A 25,489-nucleotide genomic window follows, 5' to 3' on the forward strand; every position below is an offset into this window, starting at 1 on the left:
GGGGTGCTGGGGCGTTGATCGGGCATACGGCGGGAGTTGGCTTGGTAGGCGAGGGTGCGTGCGGGTAACGACACCTCGCGCAACCCGGCGCAGCGGGGTGCCGCTGCGCCCACCCGTGCCGCCCCAGCGGCACGACTGCCCGCAGCTCTGCGGACCGGCTAGCGGGGCCTGCCCAGGACCCCCGGTCGGCGTTGCCATGGCAAGGGGCCCGTCGGGGGGCGGTAGGCGACGCCCAGGGCGTCCAGGCGGGCGTAGTGGGTTGTCATGCGGCGCGTGAAGTCGAGGAAGTCCCGTTCGGAAGGGGGCGGCAAGGTGCTCCACGCCACCTCCGCGAAGGCGGACAGGCGCGGGAAGAGCTGGTAGTCGACCCGGGACTGGTTCTCCAACACCTCGGTCCACAGGTTGGCCTGTGTGCCGATGACATGTGCCGACTCCTCCGGGGTCAGTTCCGGCGGTACCGGCTCGAAGCGATAGACGTCCTCCAGGGTGTGCACGAAGCCGATCGGGATCGGCTCGTCGGGGCCGGGGTCCTGGCGGTGGTCGAGGTAGACCTCCTGCTCGGGGCACATCACCACGTCGTGCCCGGCCCGTGCGGCGGCGATGCCGCCCTCGTAGCCGCGCCACGACGACACCGTGGCGCCCTTCGCGAGACCGCCCTCCAGGATCTCGTCCCAGCCGACCAGCCGGCGCCCCCGCGCGCTCAGCCAGGCGTCGAAGTGTCCGATGAACCACGACTGCAACTGGTCCTCGTCGGCCAGCCCCAGCTCGGCGATCCGGGCCTGCGCGGTGGGCGAGGCCCGCCACTGGTCCTTGGGGCACTCGTCGCCGCCGACATGGACGTACGCCGAGGGGAACAGGTCGAGGACCTCCTCGAACACCCCCTCGTAGAAGCGCAGCACGGCCTCGGTGGGGGCGAGGATGTTCGGGTTGATTCCCCAGGTGTCCCAGACGGAGAGGGCGGCCGTGTCGACGACGTCGGCGTTGCCCAGTTCCGGGTAGGCGGCGATCGCGGCCTGGGAGTGGCCCGGGACGTCGATCTCCGGGACGACGGTGATGTGCCGGGCGGCGGCGTAGGCGACGATCTCCCGGATGTCGTCTTGGGTGTAGAAGCCGCCGTGCGGCTTGTCCTCCCAGAGCGGGGAGTCGCGGTGGCCGTACTTGGTGCGCGACCGCCAGGAGGCGGTTTCGGTCAGCTTCGAGTGGCGCAGGATCTCGATCCGCCAGCCCTGGTCGTCCGTCAGGTGGAGGTGCAGGACGTTGAGTTTGTGCGCCGCCATCAGGTCGAGGTGGCGCAGCACGCCGTCCTTGGGCATGAAGTGCCGGGCGACGTCCAGGAGGACGCCGCGCCAGCGGAAGCGGGGGGCGTCCTCGATCACCTGATCGGTGAGGACGTACGGCGCCCCCCGACCGCCCACCGGCGCCCTGCGGAAGGCTTCCGGGCCGAGGAGCTGGCGCAGGGTCTGGGCGCCCCAGAAGACGCCGGCCGCGTCGCCGCCGGCGATCTCCACGCCGGAGCCATGGCTGACGGTCAGCCGGTACGCCTCCGGCCCGAGGGAGGCGTCCAGGCGCAGCCGTACGGCGTCCCGCGCGTCCTCGGGCCCCGGGCGCAGCGGCAGGCCGAGGGCGGCTCCCAGCGTGGCGCGCAGCCAGTGCTCGGCGGTCTCCGTGCCGGGTCCCGCCCACAGGGCGGTGGCCTCGGTGAGCGGGACGGCGCGGCGCCAGGGCCCCTGGACGCCGCGGGGAGCGGGGATCAGGTCGGTCACGTGAGACTCCTCAGTCCTTGACCGCGCCGGCCAGCCCGGAGACCAGCCGCCGTTGCACGAGTACGAAGAAGACGAGCACCGGGACGGTCATGACGGTGGAGCCCGCCATCACCCCGCCCCAGTCGGGGTCGTCGGGCTTGAAGAACACCAGCAGCGCCATCGGCAGCGTCGACTGGGAGGTGTCGCTGATGATGAACGACTTGGCGAACAGGAAGTCGTTCCAGGTGGAGATGAAGGAGAACACGCTGGTGGCGGTCAGCCCCGGCAGCACCAGCGGGAAGAGGATCTGCCACAGAAACCGGGTCCGGCTGGCGCCGTCCAGGGCCGCCGCCTCCTCCAGCGCCTCCGGGACGCCCTTCACGAAGCCGCGCAGCATCCAGATCGCGAAGGGCAGCGAGAAGGCGAGGTGCGGCAGGATCAGCGAGCCGAGCGTGTTGAGCTGCCCGGCGTCCCGCATGAGGAAGAAGAGCGGGATGGTCAGCGCCTCCACCGGCACCATCTGCGCGATCAGGAACATGATCAGCAGGGTGGTGCGGAAGCGGAACCTGAAGCGGGTCACCGCGGTGGCCGCGAGGAAGGCGATCAGCCCGGAGGCGACCACCACGACGGCCGCGACGAACAGGCTGTTGAGGAAGTAACGGCCGAACTCCTGCTGCCCGAAGACCCGTCGGAAGGAGTCCAGGGACGGCGACAGGGTCCAGGGCCGCGGGTCGGTCGTCTCGATCTCGCCGGCCGGCTTGAAGGCGCTGAGCACCATCCAGTACAGCGGGAAGGCCACCACCACGGCGATCAGCAGCGCGGCGGCCTCGGCCGCGAGGCGCCGGGGCCGGCGCACCAGGGCACGCATCACAGCTCCTCCCCCTGGCGGCGCAGCAGCCGCAAGTAGACCAGCGTCACCGCGAGCAGGATCAGCAGCATCACGACGCCGATCGCCGAGCCGAGGCTGTACTGCGAGGACGCGAACGCCTTCTGGTAGGCGTAGACGTTGAGGACCAGGTTCTGGCCGGCGATGCCGCCGCCGTTCGTCATGACGTAGATCTGGGTGAAGACCTTGAAGTCCCAGATGACCGACTGGATGGTGACGACCACCAGGATCGGCCGGAGCATCGGGGCGAGCACCGACCGCCAGGTCCGCCACTGCGAGGCCCCGTCCAGGGCGGCGGCCTCCAGGACCTCGGTGGGGACGGCGCGGATGCCCGCGTAGACGGTGACCATGACGAACGGGAAGGAGCACCAGACCACTTCGAGCAGGACCAGCAGGAACGCGCTGTAGCGCCCGTACGTCCAGGAGTGGTCCCCGAGACCGAGCATCCGGTTGACCGGCCCGAAGTCCGGGTCGAACAGCAGCAGCCAGACCGTCGACCCGGTCACCGCCGGCGTCGCCCACGCCCCGAGCGCGGCCAGCATCAACGCCAGCCGCGGCACGGCCCGCACCCGCGTGAGCAACACGGCCAGCGCACACCCCACGGCCAGCGTGGAGACGACACAGGCCCCCGCGAACACGACGGTGGCGAGCAGCACCCGCCAGAACTCGGAATCCCCGAGCAGCGTGGCGTAGTTCCCGAACCCCTGGAAGGTGGCCGGCTCCCCACCGCTGACCTGCGCCTGGGTGTACTCCAGAAAAGAGATCAGCCCAAGCTGGTAAACGGGGTAGACAAGCAACCCCCCGAGCACCACAAGAGCAGGCGCGAGATAGATCCAGGGCGTGGCACGAACCCCCCAGGGGCGCGAGGAACTGCGCGACCAGCCACCCAGCACCCGCACCCGCCCACGCACCGCACCCCCCGAGCTGAAGGGCGCCCCGCTCATCCGGCGGAGCCAAACGCCTCGTTCATCTTCCGAGCCGCGTCCCCCGTGGCCGCCTTCACATCCTTCTTGCCACTGACGATCTCCTGGAACATCGTCGGCAGCACCAGCGACGAGTCGATCTGCGCCCACGCGGGCGAGGCCGGCACGAACTTGGCCCCCGCGGCCAGCGTCTTCACGAAGGGCTCGACGAACGGCTGCTTCTTCGCGGCCTCGTCGCGCACGTCCTTGTAGGTCGGCAGGAAGCCCATCGCGTCGAAGAGTTCGCCCTGCGCCTTCTTCGAGGCGAGCCGCTCCATCAGGTCGACGGCGAGGGTGCGGTGCGAGGTGCTCTTGAGGACGCCGATGTTGTTCCCGCCCGCGAAGGCCGGTGCGATGGAACCGGCCTTGACGCCCGGCAGCGGGACGACCGCGTACTTCCCCTTCACCGCGCCCGCCTCCACGGCCTGGTGGCTGAAGTCGCCCCCGATGGCCATCGCGGCCTTGCCGGAGGCGAAGGCGGTGACGGTGTCGTTGCCGCCCATGCCGGCGCACTTGGCGGCGGGGCAGTTGGCGTCGCCGAAGAGGTCGGTGTACGCCTCGACGCCCTCGCGGGCGGCGTCGCTGTCGATCGCGGAGGCGTACGAGTCGCCCTTGCCGGTGGCGAGTTCGCCGCCGTGCGCCCAGAGGAAGGGCATCGCGCCGTAGGTGTAGGCGCCGCCGACGGCGAGGCCGTACATGCCGGGCTCGTCCTTGTGCGCCCGCTCGGCGAGGTCGGTCAGCTCGGACAGGGTCTTGGGGACCTCGTAGCCGTGCTTCTTGAAGACGTCCGTGCGGTAGTACAGGGCGCGGACGCCGACGAAGTAGGGGGCGCCGTAGACCTTGCCGTCCACGGTGACCGACTGGCGGGCGGTCGGGTCGGTGTCCTTGGCCTCGTCCCAGGCGGCGAACTCCTCGCTGACGTCGGCGAGTCCGCCGTCCTTGACGTAGCCGGCGGTGTCGGTGTTGCCGTACTCGATGACGTCGGGGGCGCTCTTCGGGTCGTTGAAGGCGGCCTTGATCCGCTGGGCGCGGGTCTCGACCGGGATGTACTCGACCGTGACCTTCGTGTCCGCGTGGGCCTTCTTGAAGTCGGCCAGCACGGTGTCGACGACGTGTTCCTTGGGCTTGTTGTTGACCTCCTGGAAGAGCCACACCCGCAGCGTGCCGGTCTTCTCGTCCTTGTTCGAGGAGGAGTCGTCCGAGGTCTGGGGCGCGCAGGCGGCGGCGGTCAGGGCAGCGGCGGCCAGGAAGAGGGCCGGCCGGGCGTGGAGCTTCATGGAGTCGATCCTCCGGGCGTGCGTTGCAACATATGCAATGACGGTTTCGCTCTGCACAACACCCGTGAGGTTATGGAGTACATGAACATGTCCACAAGAGGTCTCCACCACTTCGTGATGCACGAAGGCCCCCGGAGCGCGTCGAACGCGCTCCGGGGGCCTTCGGAGACCGAGACCGGCCGGGGAGGGGCGCTACTTCTTGTCGCCGCCGCCCTTGCCCTCGTCCCCGCCGCCGTTCATGGACTCGTAGATCTCCTTGCACATGGGGCACACGGGGTACTTCTTCGGGTCGCGGCCCGGCACCCACACCTTGCCGCACAGCGCCACGACGGGGGTGCCGTCGAGGGCGCTCGCCATGATCTTGTCCTTCTGGACATAGTGGGCGAAGCGCTCGTGGTCGCCGTCGCCGTGGGACACCTGCGGCGTCGGCTCGACGAGGGTCCCCGTACCAGTCCCGCGCTCGGGCTCGAGAGTGCTCATGCAGCCAGGGTACTGAAGCCGGGCGGGTCCTCGGCGGGGTGCGCCGCGACCGGCCGGTGCGTCAGTTGAGCGAGGGGTCGTCCGGGTACGTCGCGATCATGGCAAGCTCGCCGCGCTGGCGGCGCAGCACCTCGCGCCACAGGCGCTGGGGGGACGAGCTGGAGACGTCGCCGGGCTCGGACTCCACCACGTACCAGGCGCCCTCCGCCAGCTCGTCCTCCAGCTGGCCCGGGCCCCAGCCGGCGTACCCGGCGAAGATGCGCAGGGCGCCCACCGCGGGGGCCAGCAGCTCCGGCGGGGCCTCCAGGTCGACCAGGCCGATCGCGCCGTGCACCCGGCGCCAGCCGATCGGCGCGGCGTCCGTGGACGACTCGCCCGGGACGACGGCGACCCCGAGGGCGGAGTCGAGCGAGACGGGGCCGCCCTGGAAGACGACGCCGGGCTCGCCGGCCAGCTCCGCCCAGCCCTCCAGGATGTCGCCGACGCCCACCGGAGTGGGGCGGTTCAGGACGACGCCGAGGGAGCCCTCCTCGTCGTGGTCGAGGAGCAGCACCACCGCACGCTCGAAGTTCGCGTCGGCCAGGGCGGGCGTGGCCACGAGCAGCCGCCCCGTGAGCGAGGACACCTCGGTCATGCCAGACATGATCCCGCATGTTCCCTTCGCTGGGGAGGCAACCCCCCGGTGCGTGACCGCACGTGCCCGGCGGCGGACGGACCGTGTTGTGACACACCTATGACGGTCCCCGACCCTGCGCGGGCTTACAGAACGGGGGTAGAAGGCGATTACCCTTTCCCTTCTGACCCCCCGCCCAACCCCAACGGAACGCGAGATCCATGACCGTCAACGGCACTGATGACGTACTGCTCGTCCACGGCGGCACCCCGCTGGAGGGCGAGATCCGGGTCCGCGGTGCGAAGAACCTCGTGCCGAAGGCCATGGTCGCGGCCCTGCTCGGCAGCGCGCCGAGCCGGCTGCGCAATGTGCCGGACATCCGGGACGTGCGCGTCGTACGCGGCCTGCTCCAGCTGCACGGGGTCTCCGTACGGCCGGGCGAGGAGCCCGGTGAGCTGGTGCTCGACCCGACCCGCGTGGAGAGCGCGAACGTCGCCGACATCGACGCCCACGCGGGCTCGTCGCGCATCCCGATCCTCTTCTGCGGCCCGCTGCTCCACCGCCTCGGGCACGCCTTCATCCCCGGTCTGGGCGGCTGCGACATCGGCGGCCGGCCCATCGACTTCCACTTCGACGTGCTGCGGCAGTTCGGCGCGAAGATCGAGAAGCGGGCGGACGGGCAGTACCTGGAGGCCCCGCAGCGGCTGCGCGGCACGAAGATCAACCTGCCGTACCCGTCCGTCGGCGCGACCGAGCAGGTGCTGCTGACGGCCGTGCTGGCCGAGGGCGTCACCGAGCTGTCCAACGCGGCCGTCGAGCCGGAGATCGAGGACCTCATCTGCGTGCTGCAGAAGATGGGCGCGATCATCGCGATGGACACCGACCGGACGATCCGCATCACCGGTGTGGACGAGCTGGGCGGCTACACCCACCGCGCCCTCTCGGACCGCCTGGAGGCCGCCTCCTGGGCGTCGGCGGCACTGGCGACCGAGGGCGACGTCTACGTGCGCGGGGCGCAGCAGCGCTCGATGATGACGTTCCTCAACACCTACCGGAAGGTGGGCGGCGCCTTCCAGATCGAGGACGAGGGCATCCGCTTCTGGCACCCGGGCGGGCAGCTGAAGTCCATCGCCCTGGAGACGGACGTCCACCCCGGCTTCCAGACCGACTGGCAGCAGCCGCTGGTGGTGGCGCTCACGCAGGCCACCGGCCTGTCGATCATCCACGAGACGGTCTACGAGTCCCGGCTCGGCTTCACCTCCGCGCTGAACCAGATGGGCGCGCACATCCAGCTCTACCGCGAGTGCCTGGGCGGCTCCGACTGCCGCTTCGGCCAGCGCAACTTCCTCCACTCGGCGGTCGTCTCCGGACCCACCAAGCTGGAGGGCGCCGACCTGGTCATCCCCGACCTCCGCGGCGGCTTCTCCTACCTGATCGCGGCCCTCGCCGCCCAGGGCACGTCCCGCGTCCACGGCATCGACCTGATCAACCGGGGCTACGAGAACTTCATGGAGAAGCTCGTGGAACTGGGGGCGAAGGTCGAGCTGCCGGGCAAGGCGCTCGGCTAGCCGGCGCGCGTACGGCGAAGGGGCGGCCACCCTCGACGGGTGGTCGCCCCTTGGTGTCGCTGCCCACGGCAGCAGGCGCTGCCTACGGCAGGGTCACTTGCCCTTGGCGGCTTCCTTGAGCTTGGAGCCCGCGGAGACCTTGACGCTGTAGCCGGCCGGAATCTGGATCGGCTCACCGGTCTGCGGGTTGCGGGCGGTGCGAGCGGCACGGTGGGTGCGCTCGAAGTTCAGGAAGCCGGGGACGGTGATCTTCTCGTCGCCCTTGGAGACGACGTCGCCGACGACCTCGGCGAACGCGGCCAGCACGGCGTCGGCGTCCTTGCGGGTCACCTCGGCGCGGTCGGCCAGGGCGGCCACCAGCTCACTGCGGTTCATGTTCTTACTCCCGTGTTCTTCTTGCCGTTGAGGCGTGCCACGCGGCGGAGCCGCATCGCGCCCAGGGAGGCATCCTGCCTCCACCTGCGGCGGTAAAGCCAATCCGGCACCCCCACACGTCGTGGAGACCACCCTTGGGGAGTCCCCCGATCCGGAGGGTCTGAGCCTGGCGCCACCTTAGAGGGCGGTCGGCGGCCCGCCGTTCCGCGACGCGCCGGTCCGGCGGCCCGCCGTGGCCATCCTCACAGCCACGGCGGCAGCCGCCGTACGTTCCTCGCTAGGCGCCCGCGACCACGCCGGCGGCCTTCGCCGCCTCGCGCACGGCGCCCGCGACCGCGCCGGCGACCTTGTCGTTGAAGACGCTCGGCACGATGTAGTTGGGGTTCAGCTCGTCCTCGGACACCACGTCCGCCAGCGCCTGCGCGGCGGCCAGCATCATCTCGGTGTTGACCGTGCGGGACTGGGCGTCCAGGAGGCCGCGGAAGACACCCGGGAAGACCAGCACGTTGTTGATCTGGTTCGGGAAGTCCGAGCGGCCTGTGGCCACCACGGCCGCCGTCAGGCGGGCCACGGCCGGGTCGACCTCGGGGTCCGGGTTGGCCAGCGCGAAGACGATCGCGCCGTCCGCCATGGCGGACACGTCCTCGCCGTCCAGGACGTTCGGGGCGGAGACGCCGATGAAGACGTCCGCGCCGTGCACGGCCTCCTTCAGCGTGCCGGTCAGCCCCTCGGGGTTGGTGTTGTCGGCGATCCAGCGCAGCGCCGACTCGGGCGCCGCGTCGACCAGGTCGGCGCGCCCGGCGTGCACGACGCCGTGGATGTCGGCCACCACGGCGTTCTTCACGCCCGCGGCGAGCAGCAGCTTCAGGATGGCCGTGCCGGCCGCGCCGGCGCCGGACATGACCACGCGCACGTTCTCGATGTTCTTGTCGACCACGCGCAGCGCGTTGGTCAGCGCGGCGAGCACGACGATGGCGGTGCCGTGCTGGTCGTCGTGGAAGACCGGGATGTCCAGGGCCTCGCGCAGCCGCGCCTCGATCTCGAAGCAGCGCGGCGCGGAGATGTCCTCCAGGTTGATGCCGGCGAAGCCCGGGGCGATGGCCTTGACGATCTCCACGATCGCGTCGGTGTCCTGGGTGTCCAGGCAGATCGGCCAGGCGTCGATGCCGGCGAACCGCTTGAACAGGGCCGCCTTGCCCTCCATGACCGGCAGCGCGGCCTTGGGCCCGATGTTGCCGAGGCCGAGCACCGCGGAGCCGTCGGTGACGACCGCGACGGAGTTGCGCTTGATGGTCAGGCGCCGGGCGTCCTCGGGGTTCTCCGCGATGGCCATGCAGACCCGGGCGACGCCGGGGGTGTAGACCATGGAGAGGTCGTCGCGGTTGCGGATGGGGTGCTTGGACGCCATCTCGATCTTGCCACCGAGGTGCATGAGGAACGTACGGTCGGAGACCTTCCCCAGGTTGACGCCCTCGATGGTGCGCAGTTGGGCCACGATCTCGTCGGCGTGCGAGGTGGAGCCGGCCGCGATGGTGACGTCGATGCGGAGCTTGTCGTGGCCGGAAGCCGTGACGTCGAGGCCGGTGACCGAGCCTCCGGAGGACTCGACGGCGGTGGTGAGCTGCGAGACGGCCGTTCCGCTCGCGGGCACCTCCAACCGGATGGTCATCGAGTAGGAGACGCTGGGCGCCGTTGCCATGGCCGACTTCCTCTGCTTTCACGGTGTCGCTGGTGGTGCCGTCCGATCGTCGCACCTACCACCGGGTACGTGGTAACCGGGAACGGCATCGAGAGCGGAAAACGACTTCCACCATACGAGAAGTACCGCAGCGACGGAAGAGGCGAGAAACCCGTGTGAGGGGAATTGTCTTACGGGGATCGTTTGTTACCTTGGACATGGCACCGGCCCGATCCAAGCCCCCGGGCCCAACCTTCGTCGCCTAGAGCGACCACTTGCCGCGAGGCGAGCATGGCGGGTCGGTGCCACCTACTTCTCTCAATCGCGCAGCAGGTCCGGCACCCCGTCCGCGTCCGGCTCGTCCCGCTCGCCCGAGACCACCGTGAGCTGCTGGGTCGCCCGGGTCAGGGCCACGTACAGCACGCGCAGCCCGGCCGGCGACTCGTCCGCGACCTCGGCCGGCGAGACCACCACCGTGGCGTCGTACTCCAGGCCCTTGGCCTCCAGGCTGCCCAGCGCCACCACGCGCTCCCCCAGGCCGGCCAGCCAGCGGCGGGCCTCCTCGCGCCGGTTCATCGCCACGACCACGCCCACCGTGCCGTCGACCTGCTCCAGGAGCCGGGCGGCCTCCGCGCGCACCGTCTCCGCGAGGGAGTTCCCGACCGCGGCGAACCGGGGCCGTACGCCGGTGGAGCGGACCGCCCGCGGCGCGTCGGCGCCCGGCATGGCGAGGGCCAGCACCTTGGCCGCCAGCTCGGCGATCTCGGCCGGGTTGCGGTAGTTCACGGTCAGCTCGAAGCGGCGGCGCGGACGGGTGCCGAGGGCCTCGTCGCGGGCGGCGGCGGCCTCCTCCGGGTCGGACCAGGAGGACTGGGCCGGGTCGCCGACGACCGTCCAGGTGGCGTGCCGGCCGCGGCGGCCGACCATCCGCCACTGCATCGGCGTGAGGTCCTGCGCCTCGTCCACGATCACGTGCGCGTACTCCGTGCGCTCCTGGGCGAGGCGCTCGGCGCGCTCGCGCTGGGTCTCCTCGCGCTGCGGCATCAGCTCCTCCAGGCCGGTGAGCTGGTCCAACGGGTCCAGCTCGCGGCGCCTGCGGGGGCGGGCCGGGGCGCCGAGGACGGCCTGCAGCTCGTCGAGCAGGGCGATGTCGTGCACGGAGTAGGCGTCCCGGCGCAGGGAGCGGGCCACCTTGCGGACCTCGCCGGGGTTGAGGATGCGGCGGGCCCAGCGGCCCAGGCGCTTCTCGTCGGCCATCGCGACGAGCACGCCCCTGGGGGTCAGCTCGGGCCACCAGGCGTCCAGGAAGGCGAGGAAGGAGTCCTCGGAGGTGACGTCCTCGTCGAAGGAGGAGCGCAGCTCGGCGGCCAGCTCCGGGTCGCTGTGCCGGGAGCCGGCGCCGGACTGCTCCCAGAGGGCGTCCAGGAGGAGGCGGCGGGCGCGGGGGCGCAGCAGGTTGACGGGGGCGGTGCCGCCGAGGACGGTCCGTCTGATGCCGGCCAGCTGCTCGGCCGCCAGCTCCAGGCGGCGCCCGAAGGCCACGACGCGCAGCAGGGTCGGGGAGCCCTCCGGCTCAAGGGCCCCGCGGGCGGCCCGGCGCAGCACCCTCAGCATCCGCGAGGAGCCCTTGGCGCGGGCGGTCGCCGGGGAGTCGTAGGCCGTCGCCTCGGCGCCGTCGACCAGCGAGCCGACCGCGCGGATGGCGACCTGGCCCTCCTCGCCGAGCGAGGGCAGCACGCCCTCGGTGTACGCCACGAGCAGCGGGGTCGGGGAGACGATGAGGATGCCGCCCGCATAGCGGCGCCGGTCCTGGTAGAGCAGGTAGGCGGCGCGGTGCAGGGCGACGGCGGTCTTGCCGGTGCCGGGGCCGCCCTCGACGTAGGTCACGGAGGCGGCGGGGGCGCGGATGACCAGGTCCTGCTCGGCCTGGATGGAGGCCACGATGTCCCGCATGGAGTGCGTACGGGCCTGGCCCAGGGCGGCCATCAGGGCGCCGTCGCCGATGACGGGCAGCGCCTCGCCGTCCAGGCTGGCCCGGATCTCGGGGCGCATCAGGTCGTCCTCGACGCCCAGGACGCGCCGGCCCCGGGAGCGGATGACGCGGCGGCGCACGACCCGGCCGGGGTCGACGGGGGTGGAGCGGTAGAACGGGGCCGCGGCCGGCGCCCGCCAGTCGATGACCAGCGGGGCGTAGTCCGTGTCCAGGACGCCGATGCGGCCGATGTGCAGGGTCTCGGCGATGTCGGCGGTGCCGTCGGGCCTGACGGCGCCGTCGGCGGGCTCCACGGCCGTGTAGGCGCCGTCGGGGCCCTTCTTGCCGTCCTTGCCGGTCAGCAGGTCGATGCGCCCGAAGAGGAAGTCCTCGAACTCGCTGTTCAGGCGGTTCAGGTGGATGCCGGCCCGGAAGACCTGCGCGTCCCGCTCGGCCAGCGCCCCCGGCGTGCCGACCTGGCCGCGCTTGGCGGCGTCGGCCATGAGGAACTCCGCCTCGTGGATCTTCTCCTCGAGCCGCCGGTACACCCGGTCCAGGTGTGCCTGCTCCACACCGATCTCCCGGTCCCGTACCGAGTCGACCGCCGAATCCTGTTGCGCCTGTGCGGCCACCGGGCCCCCTTCTGACGTGCTGGGCAGCCGTCAACCGTACGCCACGGGGGTACCCGAGTGCCACGGGGCACTCCCTGTGAGGGCGCCTCTAGGCATCCACCTCCACCAACCGCTTGCCGCCGAAGGTGGTCACCTCGAAGTGGTCGATCTCGTTCGGGGTGAAGGCGGCGCCGCCGTGGACGTACAGGGGCTCCTTGGCCTTGTCGGTGGCCTCGGGGATGCCGTAGCCCCGGTCGGGGACCGACCAGGAGGTGACCGTCTCGCGCTCGCCGTTCTTGCCGACGGCGATCAGGGAGCACTTCTCCGGGCCCTTGACGTTCTTCAGCTCCAGGACCGTCTGCGTGCCCCAGGCCCGCTGCTCCAGGGCGACGGTCGCGCTGACCCTCGTCGCCGGGTCGGTGGCGGTGACCCGGTCGGGCATGGCGGCGAAGTCGGAGGCGGCGGGCGAGGTCGTCTCCCGGGCCTGCGTCCGCCGGCCGCCGTCACCGTCGCCGCCACCGCCCGCGCCGGTCGTCGCCACCGCCGCGAACGGGCCGCCGATGATCAGCGCGGCGGCCGTGCCGACCAGGTAGAGGTTGCGGCGCCGCTTGGCGGCCCGGCGCTCGGCGACCTCGTCCACCAGGCGCTCCGCAAGCCGGGGGCTCGGCCGCGCGGTCAGCGACTCGGCGCCGGCGGGGATGCCCGTGCCGCCCGGCGGCAGGTCGGCGAGGGCGGCCAGCATCGGCTCCATGCCGGCCAGTTCGTCCAGTTGCCGGGCACACCACTGGCAGCCGGCCAGGTGGGCCTCGAAGGCGGTCGCCTCGGCGTCGTCCAGGATGCCGAGGGCGTACGCGCCGACGGTCTCGTGCTCGTTCGGCATGTGGGCAGGGTTACCCGTGTCACCGGCCCCGAATTCCTGCGAACCCCCGTATCCGCCCGTCACGCCGTCACCCCCCGCTCCTCCAGTGCCAGCTTCATCGAACGCAGGGCGTAGAACACCCGGGAGCGCACGGTGCCGCTGGGTATGCCCAGGGTCTGGGCCGCCTCGTTGACGGTACGCCCCTTGAAGTAGGTCTCCACGAGTACCTCCCGGTGCGCCGGGGTCAGGTCCTGGAGCGCGTCCGACAGCGTCATGAGCCACAGCGCCTTGTCGATCTCGTCCTCCGCGGGGATGACCTCCAGCGGCGACGGATCGACCTCCTGCGGCCGGGCCTGCCGGCTGCGGTGGCCGTCGATGACGATGCGCCGGGCGACCGTCACCAGCCAGGGGCGTACCGATCCGGTCGCCCGGTTGAGCTGACCGGCGTTCTTCCAGGCCCGGATGAGCGTCTCCTGGACGACGTCCTCGGCGCGCTGGCGGTCCCCCGCGACCAGGCGCAGCACGTACGCGAGCAGCGGACCGGCGTGCTCCCGGTACAGGGCGCGCATCAGGTCCTCGTCGGGCTCCGGGGCCGAGGACATGCGATGTCGGGCCCTCGCACCGCGTTCACCGGCCACGACGGAATCCTTGCGCACGCCCACCTCCGATGTCCGGGGGTTCCCCCAGTCGGTCGCTCGCCCATCCCTACGGACGCGGGGGCCGGGGTGTTCAACGGGCTACCGCCACCTGGGCGCGGCGGGGCTACCGCCTCCTGGGCGCGGCCGGCTGCCGGACGCCCCGTCAGCGGGCCAGGGCGGCGCGACGGCGGTGCCGGGCCACGCGCTCCCGGTTGCCGCAGATCTCGCTGGAGCACCAGCGCCGGCGTTGCCCGCGGGAGGTGTCCAGGTACAGGATCGGGCAGTTGTCGCCCTCGCACTGCCGCAGGGCCGCGCGGGCGGCGGGGTCGGTGAGCAGGTCCACCGCGTCCCGGGCGACGGCGCCGAGCAGCGCGGGGCACTCGGGCGGGGCGGTCAACTCCCGTACCAGCGCCCCGTTCTCGCCGGGCACCGCGCGCGGGGCCGGAGGCGCGGTGCGGGCGAGGTCGTTGACGCGGGCCAGGGCGAGGTCGCGGGCGGCGGCGGGGGACGCCGGCGGGTGGACGCGGACCAACCTGGCGGTGTGGCCGCGCAGTTCGCGGAAGGCGGTGAGCCAGCCGAGGTCGACGTGGGCGAGCGGCGTGCCGGGCGGGACGAGTCCGCTGCCGGCGATCCAGGCCCGCAACGCCGGTACGCGGTCCAGTCGTTCGGCGGGGTGGGTGGTGGCGAGGAGGTCGAGGCAGACCCTTCCGGTATGGAAGCGCAGGTCGTAGGGGCCGGTGTCCGTTCCGAATGCCATGTCCCTGTCACCACCTGCGGTCGCCCGAACGCACCCTCTCCCTACAGTGCCTGCCCGCTCCCGCGCCCGGAACCCCTCCCACCGCCCCGGGGATGGACGCACGCGTATGCGGCTGGGTGTCCGGGCCATGTCGCCGGGCGCCTCGCGGGCCTTGACTGGAGGGCATGACAACGACCAAACGGGGAGTACTCGTCGCGGCCACGGTCGCCACCGGCCTGATGGCCGGCACCTTCTACGCCTTCGCCTGCGCGGTGATGCCGGCGCTGTCGCGCAGCGACGACCGGGTGTACGTCGACGTGATGCGCGACGTCAACGACGTCATCCAGAACCCGGTGTTCCTTCCGGTGTTCGTGGGCGCGCTGCTGCTGGCGGGCTGGGCGTCCTGGCAGGCACGGCACCGGCCGGGCCGCTGGTGGGTCTGGATCGGTGCGGCGGCGTATGCGGCGGCCTTCGTCATCACTTCGGCGATCAACGTCCCGTTGAACGACGCCCTGGCCGAGCCGGGCGATCCGGCGTCCCTGCGGGCCCACTTCGAGGACACGTGGGTCCTGTGGAACGGAGTGAGGGCGGCCCTGTGCACGATCGCCATGGGCTGCCTGGCCGCGGGCAGCCGTGCCGGCTGAGCTGCGGACCGTCTGTCGGGTCCGGCCGCGTCGTGGCTGGTCGCGCCCCGCGGCGGAGCCGCAAATGTCACAGCCCCGCGCCCCCAGGGGGTTGCCGTCACGTCTGCCGCACAGCCGCCGCTACCGGCAGTCGTGCCTCCCCCAGTGCCCCTAACCGCCCCCGTACTTCGCATCCGTAGCCGCGTCCAACGCCAACCGGTACCCCCGCTTCACCACCGTCTGCACCAGCTTCGCCGCCCCGAGAGAGACCCGCAGCCGAGCCATCGCCGTCTCCACCGCGTGCTCGTCCCGCCCCGCCCCCGGCAGCGCCCGCAGCAGCTCCCCCCGCGACACCACCCACCCCGGCCGCCGCGCCAGCGCCCGCAGCAACGCCATCCCCGCCGGCGGCACCGCCCGCAACTCCCCGTCGACCAGCACCGCGTGCCCGCGTATCTCCAACAGCCGCCCGGCGACAGGCAATCGCCGCGCCCGCCCGGGCAGCTCCTGGCAGAGCACCTGCACGAGCGGCCCGAGCCGGAACCGCACCGGCTGCACCGTCTCCACCCCGTACGCCTGCAACGGCACCGCCGTCACGGGCCCGACGCACGCCGCCACCAGCCCGTGCCCGAACGCACCCAGCAACTCCCCCAGCACCCCCCGCTCCTCCGCCCGCGCGAGCAGCGACGCCGCCGCCGGCGCGCTGGTGAACGTCACCGCGTCCACGCCCCGCGCCACGGCCGCGTCGAGCAGCCGGTCCACCGGCCCGATGTCCCGCGGCGGCAGCCACCGGTACACCGGCACCCCCACCACCTCCGCGCCCGCCGCCCGCAGCGCCTCCACGAACCCCGGCAGCGGCTCCCCGTGCAGCTGGACGGCGATCCGGCGCCCCTCGACGCCCTCCTCCAGGAGCCGGTCGAGGACCTCCGCCATCGACTCCGAGGCCGGCGACCACCGCTCGGTCAGCCCGGCGGCCCGCACCGCGCCCTTGACCTTGGGGCCGCGGGCCAGCAGCTCCACCGAGCCCAGCCGCTCCAGGAGCGCGCCGCCGAGGCCCCACCCCTCGGCGGCCTCCACCCAGCCGCGGAAGCCGATGGCGGTCGTGGCCACCACGACGTCCGGCGCCCGCCCGATGAGCTGCTCGGTCGCGGCCAGCAGTTTGGCGTCGTCGGCGAGCGGCACGATCCGCAGCGCGGGGGCGTGCAGCACCGCGGCGCCGCGCCGCTCGAGGAGGGCGCCCAGTTCGTCGGCGCGGCGCGCGGCGGTGACGCCGACGGTGAATCCGGCGAGGGGCCCGCAAGGGGGTGCGGGCAGGGGTGCGGGCACGTGGTCGGGCAGGTCGTCGTCCATCACTCTCGTCCCGGTCGGTCGGCTCCCGGCTCCGGACGAGCCTGTCAATCCCGCGTGAACAGGCTCGTTCCGTCGCGTGTCCCGAGTGTTACGTCAGCACCGGCACCGCTGACGGGGCGGCGGCCGGACGGCGAAGGTATACCGCCCAGGTCACCGCGGAGCAGAGGCCGTAGTAGGCGAGGAAGGCCACGAAGGCGCCGGTGCCGGAGCCGACGGTGAGGAAGGACTGCCGGAAGGCGAGGTTGATGCCGACGCCGCCGAGCGCGCCCACCGCGCCGATCAGCCCCATGGAGGCCCCGGAGAGCCGGCGCCCGTGGGCGACGGCCGCCTCGCCCACCAGGCCCCGGGCGAGGGCCTTGCGCTGGAAGATGCCGGGGACCATCTTGAACGCCGAGCCGTTGCCGACCCCGCTGAGCAGGAACAGCACCACGAACACGGCGACGAAGGGGCTCAGCGAGCCCGCCATGCCGGCGGCGATCAGCGCGCCCGTGGCGGCGCCCATCGCGACGAAGGTCCACAGGGTGATCCGTGCCCCGCCGTACCGGTCGGCGAGCCGCCCGCCCACCGGCCGGACCAGGGAGCCGAGCAGCGGGCCGATGAACGTGAGGTACGCGGCCTGGAGCGGGGTGCGCCCGAACTGCGTGGTGAGCACCTGCCCGAAGGCGAAGCTGTAGCCGATGAACGAGCCGAAGGTGCCGATGTACAGCACGGACATGATCCAGGTGTGCGGGTCGCGGGCGGCGTCCCGGGCCGCGCCGGTGTCGCCCCGCACGTCGGCGAGGTTGTCCATGAAGACCCAGGCCAGCGCCGCCGCCACGACGATCAGCGGGAGGTAGATGCCGAGCAGCACCCGCGGCCCGCCGCCCGCGCCGATCACCGCGAGCGCGGCGAGCTGCACGACCGGCACGCCGATGTTCCCGCCGCCCGCGTTGAGGCCGAGCGCCCAGCCCTTCCGACGCAGCGGGAAGAAGGCGTTGATGTTGGTCATGGAGGAGGCGAAGTTGCCGCCGCCGATGCCGGCCAGCAGGCCGACCAGGAGAAAGGTCCGGAAGGACGTGCCGGGTTCCATGACCGCGAGGGCGGCGGCGGTCGGGACGAGCAGCAGCCCGGCGGAGACGACCGTCCAGTTCCGCCCGCCGAAGAGCGCCACCGCGAAGGTGTACGGCACCCGGGCCACCGCGCCGACCAGCGTCACCAGGGACGTCAGCAGGAACTTGTCGGCGGGGGTCAGCCCGTACTCCGGGCCCATGAAGAGCACGAGGACCGACCACATCGTCCAGACCGAGAACCCGATGTGCTCGCTCAGCACGGAGAAGAGCAGGTTCCGCCGGGCGACCCGCTCCCCCGTCTCCCTCCAGAAGGTCTCGTCCTCCGGATCCCAGTGCCGGATCCAGCGACGGCCGTTGCCTGTCATGACGCCTCCACGGTGCTCCGCGCTGCGAGTGGCTGAGCCGCCGAAGCTAGGGAGGGCGCGTTTCGGCCCGGTGGGGCCCCGGGTGACCGGCAGGGAACGTTGCTCTCACCCCGCCGGTGGGCCGGATGAGAGGCCCAGGATCAGCGCGGTGGCTGCTGGGGCTGCCAGTACGGGTTCTGCTGGGGGGCGTGGGGCGGCTGGGCGGGCGTACCGGGGTGCGGCGGCGCAGTCCCGTACGGCGATCCGGTGGCCGGCAGGTACCGCACCCGGCCGCCGGCGTCGGTGACCGGCACGAAGCCGGCGGCCCGCAGCCGCGCCGCGAACCCGGCGTTGCGCCGGCGGTTGGCGACGAAGGCGACACCGAGGAGGGCGAGGACCACCACCCACACCACCGCGGTGACCCCGAGGCTGCCCTCCTGGAGGGTGTACGCGAGGACCGCGACGGTGAGTGCGAGCGCGGCGAGACCCAGCCGCTTCTCGGCGCTCCTGCCGGTGAGGTCGAAGTTGATCCGGGCCTTGAGCAGTTCGACCGCGTCCGGCACCAGAGGCGGCAGGGACACCCCGTCGTGGGCGTTCGGGTACTGCGCCCAGTGGTGCGCGGCGCGGGCGCGGGCCTGGGGGCTGTGGTCGGGCACCAGGGTCATCCGCATCGCGGTGTCCCGCGCTGGGTGCCGGTCCGCACGTCGGCGTACTCGTAGCCGAACTGCTGGGCCGTGAAGGCGAGCCGGGCGAGCTTCTTCACGGACGCCGTCCTGCTGCGCACCTCGACGGGCCCGCCACCCGCCATCAGCCGCAGCATGCCCTGGATCTGCCGCTTGCCCACCCCTGCCCCCTTCGTCCGTCCGGCCACCACGGGGAGCGTGCGCCTCACCCGCCACGCCCGCCGCCCAGCCGAACCATACGACGGGGCCGCCGGTCGCGATCCGGCTGCGGTCACGCCCCGGACATCACCGCCAGGTCGGTGGCCGGAAGCCACCCCCCGTCGGGCCGCTCCAGCCACCCCTCCTCGGCCGCGACCCGCGCCGCCGCCCGGCGCAGCGCCGTGAGCGCCGGGTGCGCCAGGCCCCTCCGCCAGACCAGCGACACCGGCGAGAGCGGCACCGGCTCGACCAGCGGCCGTACCACGGTGCCGGGCATGGCCGGGAAGCCCGTCACGGCGAGGACCGGGTGGCCGGCGCGGCCGACGACGCGCCGGAACTCCTCCACGCCGACCGCCAGCGGCATCGGCGGTGCCACCTCGATGTCCCGCCCGGCGAACAGCCGGTGCGCGAGGTCGGTCCACTCCGGCGTGCGCGGGTTGCCGGCCCCGGCGTAGACCGTCTCCCCTGCGAGCGCGGCGAGCGGGACCGCGGGCGACGCGGCCAGCGGGTGGTCCTCGGCCAGGACCAGCGCCATGGCCTCGTAGCGCACGGGCTGGTGGTCCAGGCCCGCCCGGAGCGCCGGAGCGAGGCCGGCGACCCGGCCGAAGGAGGCGTCGAGGCGGCCGGCGAGCAGTTCGGCGGCGGCATGCGTGAGGCCGCTCTCGTAGCGGGCCATCAGCTCCAGTTCGGGGGCGAGCCGCCGGGCCCGGTCCAGGACCAGGCTCCCGGTGGACAGGCCCGGGGAGTTGAGGTCCACCAGGAGGGCGCGGGCCTGCCCGGCGGCGGCGAGCAGGTCGTCCTGCGCCTGGAGGGCCCGGCGGGCGTACGGCAGCAGCCGCTCGCCGTCGGCGGTGAGGGCCACCTGCCGGGTGCTGCGCACGAACAGCTCCGCACCCAACTCCCGCTCCAGACGCCGCACATCGCGGCTGAGCGCCTGCTGGGCGACGTAGAGGCGGGCGGCGGCCCGGGTGAAGTGCAGCTCCTCGGCCACCGTGACGAAGGCGCGCAGCAGGCGGGGGTCCAGGTGGACGGGTGCGGGCATCGGGCGAACTTACAACACCGGTGCGTGAATGGGCACATGGCAGGTGTTGGACGCCGTCGCCGGCCGCGGGCGACGGTACGGACATGCCGAAGCCCACCCCGCGGGACGCCCGCGACCCGTTCTTCTCCGTCATCGCCGACTCCCCCGTCATCGCCGACTTCCGGCCCCGCGACCGACACCGCCGGCCGCCGGGCCCGTACCGCCGGCTCCTCGCGACGCCCGGCGCCCGGGCGGTCACCGCCGGGAACCTGCTCGCCCGCCTGCCCATGGGCATGTTCAGCGTGAGCGCGGTGGTGATGATCGCCGCCACCCGGGGTTCCTACGCCCTCGCCGGCGCCGTCACCGCGACGGGCCTGGCGGCGACCGCGCTGGTCGGGCCGTGGACCGCCCGCCTGGTGGACCGGCACGGCCAGGCGAAGGTCGCCGTGCCGGCCACCCTGTGCGCCGTGCTCGGCTCGCTCGCCCTGGTGCTGTGCGTGCGCACCGGCGCCCCCGACTGGACCCTCCTCGCCGCCTACGCCGCCACCGCCACGACGCCCAACACCGGCGGCATGGCCCGGGCCCGCTGGGCGCACCTGCTGCGCGGCGACGCGGGGGCGCTGCACACCGCGAACTCCTTCGAGCAGGCCGCCGACGAGCTGTGCTTCATGCTGGGCCCGCTGCTCGCGGCCCTGCTGTGCACGGCGCTCTTCCCGGAGGCCGGCACGCTGACCGGGGTGGCCCTGCTCCTGTCCGGCGTGCTGCTCCTGGCGACCCAGCGGGCCACGGAGCCCCCGGCCAGGGCGCGTCCGCCGGTGGCACGGGGACCGCTGCGGGCGCCCGGCATGCCGCCGCTGCTCGCGGTGTGCCTGGCGATGGGCGCGGTCTTCGGCGCGATGGAGGTGGTCACCCTCGCCTTCGCGGACGCCCGGGGGCACCGTGCCGCCGCCGGCGCCGTGCTCGCCCTCCAGGCGGCCGGCTCCTGCGCGGCGGGCCTGCTGTTCGGGGCGGTGCGCCCGGCCGGGTCGCCGGCCGGCCGGCTGCCGTGGTGCGTGGCGGCGATGGCGGGCCTGATGACCCTCCCGCTGCTCGCGGCCTCCCTCGGCGGCGGCCTGCCGCTGCTGGCCCTCTCCCTGCTCGCCGCCGGGACGGCGACCGCGCCGACGATGATCACCACGATGACCCTGGTCCAGCGCCGCACCCCCGAGGGCCGCCTCACCGAGGGCATGACCCTCGCGGTGACCGCCCTCCTCGGCGGCATCGCCTGCGGCAGCGCGGCAGGCGGCTGGACGACGGAGCACCTCTCCCCCACGGCCGGCTACGGCACCCCGGCGACGGCCGCCGCGGTGGCGCTGCTGCTGACCCTGCGGGGCGTCGGTGACGGGCCCCGGGCATGACGAAGGCCCCGCCGCGTGGGAGCGACGGGGCCTCGGCCCACATGGGAACTGTGGAGATGGCGGGAATCGAACCCGCGTCCAACGGTGCGGAACCAGGGCTTCTCCGTGTGCAGTCCGCTTCGATTTTCTCAGCCCCGGAGATCACGCGGACAAGTCTCCGACGGGCTCAGTCACTGTTTGGTTTCCCTCTTCACCCCGTGACCGGGATCAAGGTTTAGTCCCCTAGCTGATGCCAGGATCCGGGACGGGAACAGCCCCGGGCTGACACTCCCGTAGTAGGAGGCTCGCTCTGCTACCTGAGATCAGGCAGCGAGGGCGAAGGCCTGCTGGGAGGAATCGCGCTTGGTGTTGGCGATTATTTGTTTCGGCCTGTGGTTTACGAGATCATGGCCGCTTCCTCGACACGCTTCCCCTGCTTCGACAACCGCTGTCGAAACCGATCATCCCCATGTTGATTTCTCAAACCCTCCCTGAAACACCGGGAGGGGCGCGCACCAGCTACGTGGTACAGATCAAGTGTATCAGGCCCGCCGCTGGCGCCGCAGCGCCGACACCGTGCGCTCCGCCTCCCGCCGGTCCTGCTTCTCCCGCAGCGTCTGCCGCTTGTCGTACTCCTTCTTGCCCCGGGCCAGCGCGATCTCGACCTTGGCCCGGCCGTCCTTGAAGTACAGCGCCAGCGGCACGACGGTGTGGCCGGTCTCCTGGGACTTCGACTCCAGCTTGTCGATCTCCAGCCGGTGCAGCAGCAGCTTGCGCTTGCGGCGGGCGCTGTGGTTGGTCCAGGTGCCCTGGCTGTACTCCGGCACGTGCACGTTGTGCAGCCACGCCTCGTTGCCGTCCAGCTGCACGAAGCCGTCGACGAGCGAGGCCCGCCCCTGGCGCAGCGACTTCACCTCGGTGCCGGTGAGGACCAGGCCGGCCTCGTAGGTGTCGAGGATCTGGTAGTCGTGCCGCGCCTTCTTGTTCTGCGCGATCAGCTTGCGCCCTTTTTCCTTAGCCATAGTGCCGCCCATTTTGGCACTACGACGCCCCGCGGGGGAAAGCCGATTACGAGGGCCGGCCCAGGCCGCCGAGCACCGTGCGGGCCCGCTCCAGGGTGCCCGGGTCCGCCGGGTCCACATCCAGGTCGGGCGTGATGCCCCGGCCGTCGACGGCCCGCCCGGACGGGGTGCGGTAGTGGCCGACGGTCAGCTCGGCCACCGAGCCGCCGGGCAGCGTGCTCGGCATCTGCACCGAGCCCTTGCCGAAGGTGCGCGAGCCGAGGACGACCGCGCGGCCCCGGTCCTGCAGCGCGCCGGCGAGCAGCTCGGCCGCGCTCATCGTGCCGCCGTCGACCAGGGCGACCAGCGGGCGGGCGGTGTCGCCGCCGGGCGCGGCGTGCAGGGCGCGCTGGTCGCCGTCGACGTCGTACGTGGCGACCAGGCCGCCGTCGAGGAAGGCGGAGGCGGCGGTGACGGCCTCGGCGACCAGGCCGCCGGAGTTGCCCCGCAGGTCGAGGACGGCGCCGGTGCCGCGCCGGGCGCGGTCGACGGCGGCGCGCACCTGGTCGCCGGTGCCCCGGGTGAAGGAGGAGACCCGGATGACGGTGAGGCCGTCGGAGAGGGTGCGGACGCCGACCGGGTCCGTGGAGAGCGTGGCCCGGCGCACGGTCTCCGTCCACGCGCGCGTGCCCCGCTCCAGGCCGAGCCGGACGGCGCTGCCGGCGGGCTCCCGCTCGGCGTCGCCGCGCAGTATGGCGACCACCTCGGTCACCGGCCGGCCGTCCACCCGGCGCCCGTCGACGCTGCGCAGCCGGTCGCCCTCGCGGATGCCGGCGCCGGCGGCGGGCGAGCCGGAGCGCACCCGGGTCACCTCGATCCCGCCGTCGTGCTCGCGCCGCGCGGAGAGGCCGACGCCGGTGTAGCGGCCGTCGAGCGACTCCTCCAACTCCTCGTACTCGTCCGGGGAGTAGACGGCGCCCCAGCGGTCCCCGCTGCGGCTGACGGCGCGTTCGGCGGCCTCCGTCGGGGACTTGCCGTCCGCCATCGCCTCGGCCGCCGCCCGGGCGACCGCCTCGTGGTGTCCGACGGGGCTGACCGAACGGGCCGTCTCGGCAGGGGACTTCCGGTCCGATTCCGGGAAGCTGCCGGTGACCGCCCCGGCCACCAGCACACCGGCGAACACCAAGGTCAGGGCGGCCCCGCGGCGTACGCGACGGGGCTGACAGAACGGGTCACGGCCTGACATGCGGGTGAGTCTAGGACAAGCCGAAAGGGCGGGACGGGCCGTTGGCCGTCCCGCCCCCTTGGCATGTGTCACACCTTCAGGTACTTGCGCAGGGCGAAGAACGCGGCAAGTGCGGGCATCAGCAGGCTGGTCGCGAGGATGAGCGGCAGCTTGGTCAGCACCGCGTCCCAGCCGATGAAGTTGATGAGGTTCAGCTTCTCGGACAGCGCCAGGCCGTGGTCGATGATGAAGTACCGGGCGACGACCAGGAATCCGCAGGCGACACCGCCGCCGATCAGCCCCGCGACCGCGGCCTCCATGATGAACGGCGCCTGGATGTAGAAGCCGGAGGCGCCCACCAGGCGCATGATGCCGGTCTCCCGGCGGCGGCTGAACGCCGATACGCGCACGGTGTTGACGATCAGCATCAGCGCGACGACCAGCATCAGCGCCATGATCGCCCGCGCGGCCCAGTTCATGCCGTTGAGCAGCCCGAAGAGGTTGTCCAGGATGCCCTTCTGGTCCTGCACCGACTGCACGCCCTCACGGCCGTCGAAGGCGGTCGCGATGACCTGGTACTTCTCCGGGTCCTTCAGCTTGATGCGGTACGACTCCTGCATCTGGTCCGGGGTGAGGGAGCTGGCCAGCGGGGAGTCGCCGAACTGCTCCTTGTAGTGCTTGTACGCCTCGTCCTGCGATTCGTACGTCACCTTCTCGACCACGGCCATCTCGTCGAGGTCGGCCTTGATCTGCTTCTTCTGGTCCTCGGTGACCGCGCCCTTGGCGCACTTGGCGTCGGAGCCGGCGTCGCTCTTGTTGCACAGGAAGATCGAGACGTTGACCTTGTCGTACCAGTAGCCCTTCATGGTGTTGACCTGGTCGCTCATCAGCAGCGAGCCGCCGAAGAGGGCCAGGGACAGGGCGACGGAGACGATCACCGCGAAGGTCATCGTCAGGTTGCGGCGAAGACCGACACCGATCTCCGAGAGGACGAACTGGGCGCGCATGGCGTCTGGATGAACCTTTCGTGGTCAGTGCTGGTAGCCGTAGACGCCGCGCGCCTGGTCGCGGACGAGGCGGCCCTTCTCCAGCTCGATGACGCGCTTGCGCATCTGGTCCACGATGTTCTGGTCGTGCGTGGCCATCACCACGGTGGTGCCGGTGCGGTTGATGCGGTCGAGCAGCTTCATGATGCCGACGGAGGTCTGCGGGTCGAGGTTGCCGGTGGGCTCGTCGGCGATCAGCAGCTTGGGCCGGTTGACGAAGGCGCGCGCGATGGCGACGCGCTGCTGCTCGCCGCCGGACAGCTCGCCGGGCCTGCGGTCCTCCTTGCCTCCGAGGCCGACCAGGTCCAGCACCTGCGGCACCGACTTGCGGATCTCGCCACGGGACTTGCCGATCACCTCCTGCGCGAAGGCGACGTTCTCGCCGACCGTCTTGTTCGGCAGCAGGCGGAAGTCCTGGAACACGGTGCCCAGCTGGCGCCGCATGTGCGGGACCTTCCAGTTGGACAGGCGCGCGAGGTCCTTGCCCAGGACGTGCACCTGCCCGTGGCTGCACCGCTCCTCGCGCAGGATGAGCCGCAGGAAGGTGGACTTGCCCGAGCCGGAGGAGCCCACGAGGAAGACGAACTCGCCCTTCTCGACCTCCAGGGAGACATCCCTGAGTGCCGGGTGGGTCTGCTTGGGGTAGACCTTGGAGACGTTGTCGAATCGGATCACGGGTGCACCACGGGTCGCCGGGGGTAGATGAGCGTGACCATACGCGACCCGGGGAGGCCCCCGCAGTCACCGGGCGTAGTTGAGTGGCACTTGCGCGTTTTGTCCCCGGGTGCCCAGCGTGCCCTTGTACCGGTCCTGTCCCGGTACCGCCGGGAACGCGCGCGGGCCCTGGCGGAACCTGGCACAGTGGAGGGGGAACGTTCGCGTCCTTGCGGGCGTTCTCCGGACGGAGCCGGCGGCTAGGAGGGCGAGCGCATGACGTACGACCGGTTGGTGTGCGCGAACTGCGCGGCGCCCGTGAGCGAGGGCCGCTGCCCGGTGTGCCGGGCGAACCGCGAGCGACTCCAGCAGCAGGAGTCCTTCTTCGCGGGACTGAATCCGGTGGCGCTCGTGGCGCTGCTCGCGGTGCTGATCGCGGCGGTGGCCCTGCTGGCGCACCAGACGGCCTGAGCGGCCCGTAGAGACCCGTACAGAAGCTGGAAGGGGCCCGGAGGCGCTGTCGCG

General features: G+C 72.5%; 25 protein-coding genes and 1 other RNA gene. 4 read left to right on the forward strand and 22 right to left on the reverse strand.

The window, feature by feature from the left end; translation table 11 throughout:
- Positions 1-158: 158 nt before the first annotated feature.
- The 6 genes from ACGFZL_RS20940 to ACGFZL_RS20965 all read right to left on the reverse strand — a co-directional run bounded on the left by ACGFZL_RS20940 (position 159) and on the right by ACGFZL_RS20965 (position 5,981).
- Positions 159-1,763, reverse strand: coding sequence for a beta-N-acetylhexosaminidase (locus tag ACGFZL_RS20940; RefSeq protein ID WP_393693649.1), 1,605 nt, complete (start codon positions 1,761-1,763; stop codon positions 159-161).
- A gap of 10 nt (positions 1,764-1,773) precedes the next feature.
- Positions 1,774-2,610: a carbohydrate ABC transporter permease gene (locus ACGFZL_RS20945; protein ID WP_355165322.1), complete on the reverse strand. Its 837-nt coding sequence runs from the start codon at positions 2,608-2,610 to the stop codon at positions 1,774-1,776.
- The gene (locus tag ACGFZL_RS20950) at positions 2,610-3,572 is read right to left on the reverse strand and encodes a carbohydrate ABC transporter permease (protein WP_393693652.1); all 963 of its coding nucleotides are present in this window, start codon (positions 3,570-3,572) and stop codon (positions 2,610-2,612) included. The genes ACGFZL_RS20945 and ACGFZL_RS20950 overlap by 1 nt, the downstream gene beginning before the upstream one ends.
- Complete coding sequence (locus ACGFZL_RS20955; RefSeq protein ID WP_393693654.1) at positions 3,569-4,867, reverse strand: extracellular solute-binding protein; 1,299 nt, start codon at positions 4,865-4,867, stop codon at positions 3,569-3,571. The genes ACGFZL_RS20950 and ACGFZL_RS20955 overlap by 4 nt, the downstream gene beginning before the upstream one ends.
- A gap of 192 nt (positions 4,868-5,059) precedes the next feature.
- Positions 5,060-5,347: a DUF3039 domain-containing protein gene (locus tag ACGFZL_RS20960; RefSeq protein ID WP_355165316.1), complete on the reverse strand. Its 288-nt coding sequence runs from the start codon at positions 5,345-5,347 to the stop codon at positions 5,060-5,062.
- Between the two features lie 61 nt (positions 5,348-5,408).
- A complete protein-coding gene (locus tag ACGFZL_RS20965) occupies positions 5,409-5,981 on the reverse strand; it encodes a YqgE/AlgH family protein (protein WP_393693657.1) in 573 nt (190 codons plus the stop codon).
- Between the two features lie 200 nt (positions 5,982-6,181).
- On the opposite strand from ACGFZL_RS20965, the gene murA reads away from it, so the two are divergent.
- On the forward strand, positions 6,182-7,528 hold the full coding sequence (murA, locus tag ACGFZL_RS20970) for a UDP-N-acetylglucosamine 1-carboxyvinyltransferase (protein ID WP_355165312.1): 1,347 nt from the start codon (positions 6,182-6,184) through the stop codon (positions 7,526-7,528).
- A 93-nt stretch (positions 7,529-7,621) separates the two neighbouring features.
- On the opposite strand, the gene ACGFZL_RS20975 is transcribed toward murA, so the two are convergent.
- The 6 genes from ACGFZL_RS20975 to ACGFZL_RS21000 form a co-directional block, all read right to left on the reverse strand.
- A complete protein-coding gene (locus tag ACGFZL_RS20975) occupies positions 7,622-7,903 on the reverse strand; it encodes an HU family DNA-binding protein (RefSeq protein ID WP_355165310.1) in 282 nt (93 codons plus the stop codon).
- A gap of 277 nt (positions 7,904-8,180) precedes the next feature.
- Positions 8,181-9,602, reverse strand: coding sequence for an NAD-dependent malic enzyme (locus tag ACGFZL_RS20980; RefSeq protein WP_393693660.1), 1,422 nt, complete (start codon positions 9,600-9,602; stop codon positions 8,181-8,183).
- Between the two features lie 297 nt (positions 9,603-9,899).
- Positions 9,900-12,185: a HelD family protein gene (locus ACGFZL_RS20985; RefSeq protein WP_393693662.1), complete on the reverse strand. Its 2,286-nt coding sequence runs from the start codon at positions 12,183-12,185 to the stop codon at positions 9,900-9,902.
- 88 nt (positions 12,186-12,273) lie between these two features.
- Entirely contained in the window at positions 12,274-13,044 is a 771-nt protein-coding gene (locus ACGFZL_RS20990; RefSeq protein ID WP_393693664.1) for an anti-sigma factor family protein, read from the reverse strand.
- A gap of 59 nt (positions 13,045-13,103) precedes the next feature.
- On the reverse strand, positions 13,104-13,625 hold the full coding sequence (locus tag ACGFZL_RS20995; RefSeq protein WP_355165302.1) for a sigma-70 family RNA polymerase sigma factor: 522 nt from the start codon (positions 13,623-13,625) through the stop codon (positions 13,104-13,106).
- Positions 13,626-13,824: 199 nt separating this feature from the next.
- Positions 13,825-14,418 (reverse strand): CGNR zinc finger domain-containing protein, encoded by a 594-nt coding sequence (locus tag ACGFZL_RS21000; RefSeq protein WP_393693666.1) that lies wholly within the window; start codon positions 14,416-14,418, stop codon positions 13,825-13,827.
- A gap of 164 nt (positions 14,419-14,582) precedes the next feature.
- Between ACGFZL_RS21000 and ACGFZL_RS21005 the strand changes: the two genes are divergently transcribed.
- Positions 14,583-15,041: a DUF1772 domain-containing protein gene (locus ACGFZL_RS21005; RefSeq protein ID WP_393693668.1), complete on the forward strand. Its 459-nt coding sequence runs from the start codon at positions 14,583-14,585 to the stop codon at positions 15,039-15,041.
- Positions 15,042-15,191: 150 nt separating this feature from the next.
- Here ACGFZL_RS21005 and ACGFZL_RS21010 read toward each other — a convergent pair whose 3' ends face one another.
- From ACGFZL_RS21010 to ACGFZL_RS21030, 5 genes are all read right to left on the reverse strand, one after another.
- On the reverse strand, positions 15,192-16,367 hold the full coding sequence (locus ACGFZL_RS21010) for a uroporphyrinogen-III synthase (protein WP_393693670.1): 1,176 nt from the start codon (positions 16,365-16,367) through the stop codon (positions 15,192-15,194).
- Positions 16,368-16,455: 88 nt separating this feature from the next.
- Positions 16,456-17,781, reverse strand: a complete 1,326-nt coding sequence (locus tag ACGFZL_RS21015; RefSeq protein WP_393693672.1) for a nitrate/nitrite transporter — start codon at positions 17,779-17,781, stop codon at positions 16,456-16,458.
- A gap of 140 nt (positions 17,782-17,921) precedes the next feature.
- Positions 17,922-18,431 carry a hypothetical protein gene (locus ACGFZL_RS21020; RefSeq protein ID WP_393693674.1) on the reverse strand — a complete coding sequence of 170 codons (510 nt, stop codon included), beginning with the start codon at positions 18,429-18,431 and terminating at the stop codon, positions 17,922-17,924.
- A complete protein-coding gene (locus ACGFZL_RS21025; RefSeq protein ID WP_393693676.1) occupies positions 18,422-18,604 on the reverse strand; it encodes a hypothetical protein in 183 nt (60 codons plus the stop codon). The genes ACGFZL_RS21020 and ACGFZL_RS21025 overlap by 10 nt, the downstream gene beginning before the upstream one ends.
- A gap of 110 nt (positions 18,605-18,714) precedes the next feature.
- Positions 18,715-19,683, reverse strand: a complete 969-nt coding sequence (locus ACGFZL_RS21030) for a LysR family transcriptional regulator (protein WP_393693678.1) — start codon at positions 19,681-19,683, stop codon at positions 18,715-18,717.
- An 83-nt stretch (positions 19,684-19,766) separates the two neighbouring features.
- On the opposite strand from ACGFZL_RS21030, the gene ACGFZL_RS21035 reads away from it, so the two are divergent.
- The gene (locus ACGFZL_RS21035) at positions 19,767-21,059 is read left to right on the forward strand and encodes an MFS transporter (RefSeq protein ID WP_393693680.1); all 1,293 of its coding nucleotides are present in this window, start codon (positions 19,767-19,769) and stop codon (positions 21,057-21,059) included.
- A gap of 48 nt (positions 21,060-21,107) precedes the next feature.
- Here ACGFZL_RS21035 and ssrA read toward each other — a convergent pair.
- The 5 genes from ssrA to ftsE form a co-directional block, all read right to left on the reverse strand.
- Positions 21,108-21,507, reverse strand: a transfer-messenger RNA (tmRNA) gene (ssrA, locus tag ACGFZL_RS21040).
- A gap of 73 nt (positions 21,508-21,580) precedes the next feature.
- On the reverse strand, positions 21,581-22,060 hold the full coding sequence (gene smpB / locus ACGFZL_RS21045; protein WP_355165286.1) for an SsrA-binding protein SmpB: 480 nt from the start codon (positions 22,058-22,060) through the stop codon (positions 21,581-21,583).
- A 46-nt stretch (positions 22,061-22,106) separates the two neighbouring features.
- Positions 22,107-23,285, reverse strand: coding sequence for a S41 family peptidase (locus ACGFZL_RS21050; protein WP_393693682.1), 1,179 nt, complete (start codon positions 23,283-23,285; stop codon positions 22,107-22,109).
- Between the two features lie 68 nt (positions 23,286-23,353).
- Positions 23,354-24,271: a permease-like cell division protein FtsX gene (gene ftsX / locus ACGFZL_RS21055; protein WP_355165282.1), complete on the reverse strand. Its 918-nt coding sequence runs from the start codon at positions 24,269-24,271 to the stop codon at positions 23,354-23,356.
- 24 nt (positions 24,272-24,295) lie between these two features.
- Positions 24,296-24,985, reverse strand: a complete 690-nt coding sequence (gene ftsE, locus ACGFZL_RS21060; protein ID WP_355165280.1) for a cell division ATP-binding protein FtsE — start codon at positions 24,983-24,985, stop codon at positions 24,296-24,298.
- 255 nt (positions 24,986-25,240) lie between these two features.
- Here ftsE and ACGFZL_RS21065 point away from each other — a divergent pair, with 255 nt between their 5' ends.
- Positions 25,241-25,435: a hypothetical protein gene (locus ACGFZL_RS21065; RefSeq protein WP_355165278.1), complete on the forward strand. Its 195-nt coding sequence runs from the start codon at positions 25,241-25,243 to the stop codon at positions 25,433-25,435.
- The last annotated feature ends 54 nt before the right edge of the window (positions 25,436-25,489 follow it).

This window comes from Streptomyces sp. NPDC048182 (assembly GCF_043202555.1).
Lineage (GTDB): Bacteria > Actinomycetota > Actinomycetes > Streptomycetales > Streptomycetaceae > Streptomyces.